Here is a 9,101-nt window from a genome sequence, read left to right on the forward strand (position 1 = left end):
CGCCCGGCCACTCGGCCGGGCGCCGCCGCTTCACAGGGGACGTTGCCTATAGGAATCTCCGATTCGCACTCAGGCGTCCCTCCGGCGCATCGACAGCCAGCCCGCCAGCAGTGCCGCCGCCGTCCACAGCACGAGGATGCCGATGCCCGTCCAGGCGCCGTAGTCCCGCCCGAGCTGCGGATCGCCCGGGACGGTTATGCGCATGACCACCATGCCCACCTGGTCGGGCAGGTACTGCGCGACCGGCTTGATCGCCTCCAGGTTCCCCAGACCCTGCGAGGACAGGAACAGCACCGGCAACAGGATCGACAGCGCCCGCACCGTGCTGCGCAGCAGCACCGTCACCGCCGCCGCGAACACGCTCAGCAGCGTCAGGTGGATCCAGCCGCCCAGCAGCGCCTCGACCGTCTCCCATTCGCCGATCGACGGGGAGGCCGAGCCGAGCCACGCGCTGACCACCGCGAACGTCGCGAGCTCCACCACCAGTGCCGCCGCCGCGACCACCAGGCCGATCACCGTCATCTTCGCCGCGTAGTAGCGGCCCCGCACCGGCACCGCCGCCAGCGACAGGCGGATCGTGCCGGTCGAGTACTCCGCGCCGACGCACGTCACCGCGAACATGACCAGCATCAGCTGCCCCAGCAGCAGGCTGAGGAAGTTCGCCGCCAGCGGATCGGCGTCGCCGGAGGTGTCCCAATTGGAGGCGACGACGGAACCCAGGCCGATCGCGACCGCCGCGAAGCCCGCCAGTGTCAGCGCGCTCGAACGCACCGATCGGACCTTCACCCATTCCGCCGAGACGGCGGCCCCCAGGGCGTTCACCGGCTCCCACCGCCCTGGAACTCCACCGACGAAGCCGTCAGGCGCATGAACGCCTCCTCCAAGGTGGAGCCGCTGTTCGCGGCGATGAACGCCTCGGTCGAGGTGTCGGCCAGCAGCCGTCCGCGGCCGATCACCACCAGATGGTCGGCGGTCAGCGCCATCTCCGCCATCAGGTGGCTCGACACCAGCACCGTGCGGTCCTCGGCGGCCAGCCGCTTGACGAGGTTCCGGATCCAGATGACCCCTTCGGGGTCGAGGCCGTTCACCGGCTCGTCGAGGATGAGCACCTGCGGGTCGCCGAGCAGGGCCGCCGCGACGCCGAGCCGCTGGCCCATGCCGAGCGAGAAGGTGCGGGACCGCTTCGAGGCGACCTCGGCCAGGCCCGTCTCCTCCAAGACCTCGCCGACGCGGGAGGCGGCGATGCCGTTGCTCTTGGCGAGCCACAGCAGGTGGTGGTAGGCGCTGCGCGCCGGATGCGCCGCGCCGGCCTCCATCAGCGCGCCCACCCGCGTCAACGGCCGTGGCAGCTCGGCGTACGGCCGGCCGTCGATGAGGGCACGCCCGCTCGTCGGCCGGTCGAGGCCGAGGATCATCCGGATGGTCGTGGATTTGCCCGCGCCGTTCGGCCCGAGGAAGCCCGTCACGCGGCCCGGCCGGACCGTGAACGACAGGTCGTCCACGGCCGCCTTCCCGCGATAGTGCTTGGTCAACTCGCTCACTTCGATCACGATGCAACCGTAGGAAGCGCGTCGAGGACCCGACAGTCGCCGAAAGTCGCCGATCGGAGCGACGAAAGCGGACCCGTACCCTGGCGGCATGAGCATGCTCCTCATCTGGCTGGCGGTCGGCATCGCACTGTGGCAGCTGTACCGGCGCACCGCCCGCGAGCGCGAGGCCGCCGTCCAGCGCGAGCGGCTGCGCATCGCCCGCGACATGCACGACAGCCTCGGCAGGCGGCTCGGCCTCGCCGCCGTCCAGGCCGGGGCGCTCGAGGTGTCGGCTCGCGACCCCGAGACCGCGAAGGCGGTCCGGCTCCTCGGCGACGCCGTGCGCTCCGCCTCGGACGAGCTGCACGAGCTCGTCGGGGTGCTCCGCGACGAGACGGACGGGGCCGCGCGGGACCTGACCGCCGTCACCGCTCTGGTCGCCGAGTCGCGGCGGGCCGGAAACGAGGTCGAGCTGCTCCAGCGGGGCACGCCGTCCGCGCTGCCGCCGCCCGCGGGACGCGCCGCCTACGGCGTCATCGAGGAAGGGCTCGCCAACGCGTCCAAACACGCCACGGGCCGGCCGGTGCGGGTGTCGGTCACCTGGGAGGACGACGCCCTGCTCGTCTCGGTGTCCAATCCGGTCGGCACCGGGTCCGACGCGAGGGGCGGCTTCGGCCTCATCGGAGTGCGCGAGCGGGTCGAGGCGGCGGGCGGGCTCCTCGACGTCCGCGCCGAGCACGGCGAGTTCGCGCTGGGCGCCATGCTGCCGCTCAAGGAGCCCGGGCGGCTGCGCCCGGCGGCGCTGGCCGGGGCCGCGACGCTCGTCGTGCTGCTGGCGATGCTCCCGATCAGCGTGGTCGCGGGACCGCAGCCGTGATCCGGGTCCTCGTCGCCGACGACGAACCGCTCGTCGTCGAGGGCGTGCGCACCGTCCTCGAATCCGCCGGGGACATCGCCGTCGCCGCGACCGCCCACAACGGACGCGATGCCGTGGCCGAGGCCGGGCGCCACCGCCCTGACGTCGCGCTCATCGACCTCAACATGCCCGGGCTCGGCGGCTTGGAGGTGCTCGAGCGGCTCGGCGACCGCACCCGCACGCTCGTGCTGACCTCCTTCGGCGACCAGGCGAACGTGCTCGCGGCCGTGCACAACGGCGCGGCCGGCTTCGTGCTGAAGACCTGCGCCCCCGAGGAGCTCATCCGCGCCGTGCGCGCCGTCCACGACGGCGAGGCCTACCTGTCGCCGGCCGTCACGAGGCTGGTCCTGGGCATGGTCGCGCCCGAATCGGTGCCGAGGCGCCGCGACGCCGTCGAGCGGCTCGGGCGTCTGGCCGAGCGCGAACGGGAAGTCCTGGCGCTGCTGGCCGAGGGGCTGTCGAACGCCGAGATCGCGCGCCGCGCCCACATGAGCGAGGCCACGGTGAAGACCTACGTCAGCCGCATCCTCGCCAAGCTCGAATGCGGCAACCGCGTCCAGGCCGCGCTGCTCGCGCGCGAAGCGGGTCGCTTACCAGCTGCGCGGGACCGGCGCGCCCTCGGTGTAGCCCGCCGCCGACTGGACGCCGACCGCCGCGCGCTCGCGGAACTCGGCCAGGTTCGTCGCTCCCGCGTAAGTGGCCGACGATCGCACGCCCGCCACGATCGAGTCGAGCAGGTCCTCCACGCCGGGGCGCCGCTGGTCCAGGTACATCCGGCCCGAGGAGATGCCCTCCTCGAACAGGGCCTTGCGGGCCTGATCGAACGCCGAATCGGTGGAGCTGCGGGCCTTGACCGCGCGCGCCGAGGCCATCCCGTAGGACTCCTTGTACGGCTTGCCGTCGGCGTCGTAGTGCATGTCGCCGGGCGATTCGTGCGTCCCGGCGAACCAGGAGCCGATCATGACGTTCGAGGCGCCGGCCGCGAGCGCGAGCGCGACGTCCCTCGGGTGGCGGACGCCGCCGTCGGCCCACACGTGCTTGCCGAAGCGCCGCGCCGTGGCGGCGCACTCGAGCACCGCCGAGAACTGCGGGCGCCCCACGCCGGTCATCATCCTGGTGGTGCACATCGCGCCGGGGCCCACGCCGACCTTCACGATGTCCGCGCCCGCGTCGATGAGGTCGGTGGTGCCGTCGGCGGTGACGACGTTGCCGGCGGCGATCGGCGTGTTCGGGGCGGCCTTGCGCGCGAGTTTGAGCGCGTCGAGCATCTTCTCCTGGTGCCCGTGCGCGGTGTCGACCACGATCAGGTCGGCCCCGGCCTCGACGAGTGCGCCGACCTTGCCGGTGACGTCGCCGTTGATGCCGATGGCGACGGCGACGCGCAGGCTTCCGCGGGCGTCGGTGTTCGGCGTGTAGAGCGTGTTGCGCAGCGCCCCGGGCTTGGTGAGGACCCCGTGGAGGCGGCCGGTGTCGTTGACGACCGGCGCGAGCTTGACGTTGGCCTCTTCGAGGATCTGGAAGGCCTCGGCGTCGGTCAGGCCCTGCGGCAGCGTGACGAGGCGGTCGGAGGCGACCTGCTCGAGCTGCGTGAACTGGTCGACGCCGCGGCAGTCGGCCTGAGTGACCACGCCGAGCGGTCGGTTCTCGGAGTCGATGACGATGACCGCGCCGTGGGCGCGCTTGGGGAACAGCGCGATGGCCTCGGCGACCGTGGCGGTCGGCGGCAGCGTCAGGGCCGTGTCGCAGTCGAGCGGCCGGGACTTGACCTTGGCGATGACGTCGGCCACGACGTCGACCGGGATGTCCTGGGGGATGACCGCGATCCCGCCGCGGCGCGCCAGCGTCTCGGCCATGCGCCGGCCCGACACGGCCGTCATGTTCGCGGCGATGATCGGGACGGTGTTGCCGGTGCCGTCGGCGGTCGCCAGGTCCACGTCGAGGCGCGAGGTGACCGCCGACCGGTTGGGGACCATGAAGACGTCCGAGTAGGTGAGGTCGTGACCGGGCTGTTCGTCGATGAAACGCATGGTGATGGGCCCCCTCGGGTGCTCGCGGCGTCTCCGCCGCAGAGCACTCTAACTGGTTCGCGTCGGCCGCCGCAGCGCTTGTGGTGCTACGCACAGCGACTTCCATTGTCTCTCGGAGGTGTGTCGGCCGTAAGTCCGTGATCTGACAAATCGGCGCGCCGGCGGACACGACGTCGCCGATGGCGACGTCGAGGCCGGCCACGGTGCCGGACTTGTGCGCCGCGATCGGCTGCTCCATCTTCATCGCCTCCAGCACCACGATCGGGTCTCCCTTGACGACGCTGTCGCCGTTCGCGACGGCGACCTTGACGATGGTGCCCTGCATCGGCGAGGGGAGGCTGTCGCCACCGACGGCCGCGCCGGAGTCGGACTTCTTCTTCGGTCCCCGCTTGCGCGGTTTGGAGGAGGCGCCCGGGCTCAGCAGTCCCGCCGGGACGCTCACCTCGAGGCGCTTGCCGCCGACCTCGACGACGAGGCTGGTGCGCTCCTCGGCGACCTCGCCGACGCCCGCGGCGGCGTCGAACGGTTCGAGCGTGTTGTCCCACTCGGTCTCGATCCAGCGGGTGTGGACGGTGAAGTCCTCGGCGAAGGCCGGGTCGTCGAGCACGGCGCGGTGGAACGGCAGGACCGTCGCCATGCCCTCGACCTCCATCTCGGCGAGGGCGCGCCGCGAGCGCTGGAGGGCCTCGGCGCGGGTGGCGCCGGTGACGATGACCTTGGCGAGCAGCGAGTCGAAGTTCCCGTCGATGACGGTGCCCTCCTCGATGCCGGTGTCGACGCGCACGCCCGGGCCGGAGGGCAGCTTCAGTTTGGTGACCGTGCCGGGGGCCGGCAGGAAGCCGCGCCCGGGGTCTTCGCCGTTGATGCGGAACTCGATGGAGTGGCCGCGCGGCTCGGGGTCCTCGGTGATGTCGAGGGTCTCGCCGGAGGCGATGCGGAACTGCTCGCGCACCAGGTCGATGCCGCTGGTCTCCTCGGAGACGGGGTGCTCGACCTGGAGGCGGGTATTCACCTCGAGGAAGGAGATGGTGCCGTCGGTGCCGACGAGGAACTCGACGGTGCCGGCGCCGTGGTAGTCCGCCTCCCGGCAGATCGCCTTGGCGGCGCTGTGGATCGTGGCGCGCTGCTCGTCGCTGAGGAACGGCGCGGGGGCTTCTTCGACGAGCTTCTGGTGGCGGCGCTGGAGGGAGCAGTCGCGGGTGCCGACGACGACCACGTTGCCGTGGGTGTCGGCCAGGACCTGCGCCTCGACGTGACGGGGGCGGTCGAGGTAGCGCTCGACGAAGCATTCGCCGCGCCCGAACGCGGCCTCGGCCTCGCGGACGGCCGAGTCGAACAGGTCCGGGATCTCGTCGCGCTCGCGGGCGACCTTGAGGCCGCGCCCGCCGCCGCCGAAGGCGGCCTTGATCGCGACGGGGAGCCCGTGCTCGTCGGCGAAGGCGAGGATCTCCGAGGCGTCCGCGGCCGGCTCCTTGGTGCCGGGCACCAGCGGCACGTTCGCACGCATGGCCAGATGGCGAGCGGTGACCTTGTCGCCGAGGTCGCGAATCGACTGCGGGGTCGGACCGATCCAGGTGATCCCGGCGTCGATGACGGCCTGCGCGAATTCGGCGTTCTCCGAGAGGAAGCCGTAGCCCGGGTGGACGGCGTCGGCCTCGCTGCGCTGGGCGACGCGGATGAGCTTGTCGATACGCAGATAGGTGTCGGTGGCACTCAGGCCGTCGAGGGCGAAGGCCTCGTCCGCCAAGAGCGTGTGTGGAGCGTCGCGATCGCCGTCGGCGTAGACGGCGACGGACTCGAAGCCCGCATCACGGCAGGCCCGGATGACTCTCACCGCTATTTCGCCGCGGTTGGCGATCAATACCTTGCGCACGTCCCGCAGTGTAATGCTCCGGTCTCGGAGCCTGATGAGTCGGAGCACCGCAGCTTGCCTCGAAACTCGGGCAAAGCGGACGATTTTTGTTGAAACTCAACAGTTCTTTTTGTGGAATTTTTGAGGTGATGTATCGAACGCTCGTTAAGGTGAGCGATTACTTGAAGGTGCTCTGCCATTGGTGCACCGCGGCCTCGAACCGCTCGGAGTCGATCGTCTCGCGCCAGGTGGCGGCCTCCTCGGGGCCGAGATCGGAGCCCAAGTCGAGCTCGCCGGTCTCGATCCGCTCGGCCGTGGTCTCGCACCACTCGGCGTCGACGTTCCACAGGTCCGCCTGCCGCTTGAGCATGGCCCTGACATGTGCGGGCATGAACGCCTGCTCGTGGTCGCCCTTGAACTCCGCGGTCGTCGCGGCGAGCAGCGCCGTCACCGCGTCGATGCGCGAGTACAGGATTTCGGCCCGCGCGCGCAGCATCGCCACGTTCTCGGTGCGGCTGAGCACGGCGGCGAAGCCCCAGGCGGTCTGGAACGGATCCTCCGCGGCGCTCACGTCCCACAGGTGTTCGCGCAGCTCCCGCTGGAATTCGGTTTCGCCTGTCACAGTGATCCGATACGTTGTCCGAGCCGGACGGTCGTCGACCGACTCGGTGGTGACGACCTCGATCAGTCCGTCGGCGGTGAGCTTCTTGAGCGCGTGGTAGATCGACCCCGCGCCCACCTCGGTGACGCCCGGCATCCGCCAGGAGTCGATCTCGCGGCGCACCAGGTAGCCGTGGACGGGACCGAGCCAGCGGACCAGGCCGAGGACGAGCAGTCGTGTCTTCCACATGGCGCCCATATTATAGCGTTGACTAATCTCGCAGCTATACGGGTACCAGGTCACAGTCGTCACGACGGCTCACTTATAGTCAAAGTTGAACAAGGAACACGGCCCTGCCCGGGCCGTGCGGAAACCCACCCGTGAGGTACCCATGCTCATTGAGACCAAGGGGCTGAAGAAGACCTTCAAGTCCCGCGGCAAGGAGGTCGACGCCGTCCGCGGCGTCGACCTCTCCGTGAAGGAAGGGGAGATCTTCGGCCTCCTCGGACCCAACGGCGCCGGCAAGACCACGACGATGCGGATGCTCTCCACCCTCATCGAGCCCACCGAGGGCCGCGCCACCGTCTGCGGCCACGACCTCGCCTCCGAGCAGGCCGCCGTGCGCCGCGACATCGGCTACGTCGGCCAGGAGGGCGGCACCTGGGGCGAGGTGACCGCCCGCGACGAGCTGGTCATGCAGGGCCGCCTCTACGGCATGCCCAAGAAGGAGGCCACGGCCCGCGCCGAGGTCGTCCTGGGGGCCTTCCAGCTCAGCGAGTTCGCCGACCGCAACATCAAGACGTACTCCGGCGGCCAGAAACGCCGACTCGACATCGCACTCGGCATCATGCACGAGCCCAAGCTGCTCTTCCTCGACGAGCCCACCACCGGGCTCGACCCCCAGTCGCGCGCCCACATGTGGGACGAGGTCCGCGCGTTGCGCGAACGCGGCACCGCGGTCTTCCTGACCACCCACTACCTCGACGAGGCCGACGCCCTGTGCGACCGGCTCGCGATCATCGACCACGGCGAGATCGTCACCGAGGGCACCCCGTTGGCGCTCAAGAAGGAGGTCGCCGGCGACGTCGTCGCGATCGGCGTCCAGGGCAAGACCGAAGAAGCCCGGCGCCTGTTCGGCTCCAAGGACTTCGTCCGCGAGGTCGAGGCCGGCGACCCCGACCCCGCCACCGGCATCGCGATCCTGCGCCTGTACGTCGACGACGGCTCCACGGCGCTCCCCGCGCTGCTGCGCGACCTCGACGCCGCCGGGATCGTCGCCGCGTCCATCGAGCTGCACCGGCCCAGTCTCGACGACGTGTTCCTGAAGCAGACCGGCCGCTCGCTCCGTGAAGAGGAGACCGCCTCATGAAAGCCCTCCGCGACATCTGGCTCGTCTACTCACGGGCCATGAAGCTCAACATCAAGCAGCCCGTCTGGCTCGTCGTCATGCTGATCCAGCCGCTGTACTTCCTCGTCTTCTTCGCCCCGCTGCTGAACTCGCTCGACGGCTCGCCGGGCTTCGAATCCGGTGCGATGGAGACGTTCGTCCCCGGTCTGATCATCATGATGGCCCTGTTCGGGTCCACCTTCGTCGGCTTCGGCCTCATCGCCGAGCTGCGCCAAGGCGTCATCGAACGCATGCGGGTGACGCCCGTCAGCCGCGTCGCGCTCCTCATCGGACGCACGCTCGCGACCGTCACCACCACGCTGTTCCAGGCGCTCATCCTGGTGCTGCTGGCCGCCCCGGTCGGCGGCCTGTCGATCTACTGGCCCGGCGTGTTCCTCATGTTCGGGATCATCATCCTGACCTCGTTCATGCTCGGCGCCCTGTCCTACGGCGTCGCGATCGTGCTCAAGAGCGAGGACACGCTCGCTCCGGTGCTCAACACGGTCGTCCAGCCGGTCATGCTGCTCTCGGGCATCATGCTGCCGATGGCGCTGGCCCCCGGCTGGCTCCAGAACGTGGCCGACTTCAACCCGTTCTACTACGCCGTCGAGGCCGCCCGCGCGCTGTTCGCCGGCGATCTGCAGTCCCACTTCATCTGGCAGGCCACGCTCTTCATCGGAGGACTGGGCGTCCTCCTCGTCATCTGGGCGAGCCGCAAGTTCGCCCGCGCCGTCGCCTAGCGCCCGCATAGGAAACCGGGGAACGGCGAAGCGCCGCGGGCCGCAGGGC

Annotated in this window: 6 protein-coding genes and 3 pseudogenes; 4 read left to right on the forward strand and 5 right to left on the reverse strand. The window is 70.5% G+C overall.

The features are described from left to right. Positions 1–69: 69 nt before the first annotated feature. The gene (locus ACYVK3_RS07525) at positions 70–822 is read right to left on the reverse strand and encodes an ABC-2 transporter permease (protein ID WP_460496665.1); all 753 of its coding nucleotides are present in this window, start codon (positions 820–822) and stop codon (positions 70–72) included. Positions 823–893: 71 nt separating this feature from the next. Beyond that, a pseudogene (locus ACYVK3_RS07530) lies at positions 894–1,550 on the reverse strand (ABC transporter ATP-binding protein); the annotation flags it as partial. Positions 1,551–1,638: 88 nt separating this feature from the next. On the opposite strand from ACYVK3_RS07530, the gene ACYVK3_RS07535 reads away from it, so the two are divergent. Both ACYVK3_RS07535 and ACYVK3_RS07540 read left to right on the forward strand, forming a co-directional pair. Continuing rightward, the gene (locus tag ACYVK3_RS07535) at positions 1,639–2,406 is read left to right on the forward strand and encodes a sensor histidine kinase (RefSeq protein WP_460496666.1); all 768 of its coding nucleotides are present in this window, start codon (positions 1,639–1,641) and stop codon (positions 2,404–2,406) included. Beyond that, a pseudogene (locus ACYVK3_RS07540) lies at positions 2,403–3,032 on the forward strand (response regulator); the annotation flags it as partial. The gene ACYVK3_RS07535 and the pseudogene ACYVK3_RS07540, both read left to right, overlap by 4 nt. Before the next feature lie 3 nt (positions 3,033–3,035). On the opposite strand, the gene ACYVK3_RS07545 reads toward ACYVK3_RS07540, so the two are convergent. The 3 genes and pseudogenes from ACYVK3_RS07545 to ACYVK3_RS07555 all read right to left on the reverse strand — a co-directional run bounded on the left by ACYVK3_RS07545 (position 3,036) and on the right by ACYVK3_RS07555 (position 7,174). Next, positions 3,036–4,472: a GuaB1 family IMP dehydrogenase-related protein gene (locus ACYVK3_RS07545; RefSeq protein WP_460496667.1), complete on the reverse strand. Its 1,437-nt coding sequence runs from the start codon at positions 4,470–4,472 to the stop codon at positions 3,036–3,038. A 139-nt stretch (positions 4,473–4,611) separates the two neighbouring features. Beyond that, positions 4,612–6,345, reverse strand: a pseudogene (locus tag ACYVK3_RS07550) (acetyl/propionyl/methylcrotonyl-CoA carboxylase subunit alpha); the annotation flags it as partial. Between the two features lie 157 nt (positions 6,346–6,502). After that, a complete protein-coding gene (locus ACYVK3_RS07555; RefSeq protein WP_460496668.1) occupies positions 6,503–7,174 on the reverse strand; it encodes a PadR family transcriptional regulator in 672 nt (223 codons plus the stop codon). A 142-nt stretch (positions 7,175–7,316) separates the two neighbouring features. Between ACYVK3_RS07555 and ACYVK3_RS07560 the strand changes: the two genes are divergently transcribed. Continuing rightward, the gene (locus tag ACYVK3_RS07560; protein ID WP_460496669.1) at positions 7,317–8,294 is read left to right on the forward strand and encodes a DrrA family ABC transporter ATP-binding protein; all 978 of its coding nucleotides are present in this window, start codon (positions 7,317–7,319) and stop codon (positions 8,292–8,294) included. Further along, complete coding sequence (locus ACYVK3_RS07565) at positions 8,291–9,052, forward strand: ABC transporter permease (RefSeq protein ID WP_460496670.1); 762 nt, start codon at positions 8,291–8,293, stop codon at positions 9,050–9,052. The genes ACYVK3_RS07560 and ACYVK3_RS07565 overlap by 4 nt, the downstream gene beginning before the upstream one ends. Positions 9,053–9,101: the final 49 nt, after the last annotated feature.

This window comes from Glycomyces tarimensis, from assembly GCF_054776215.1.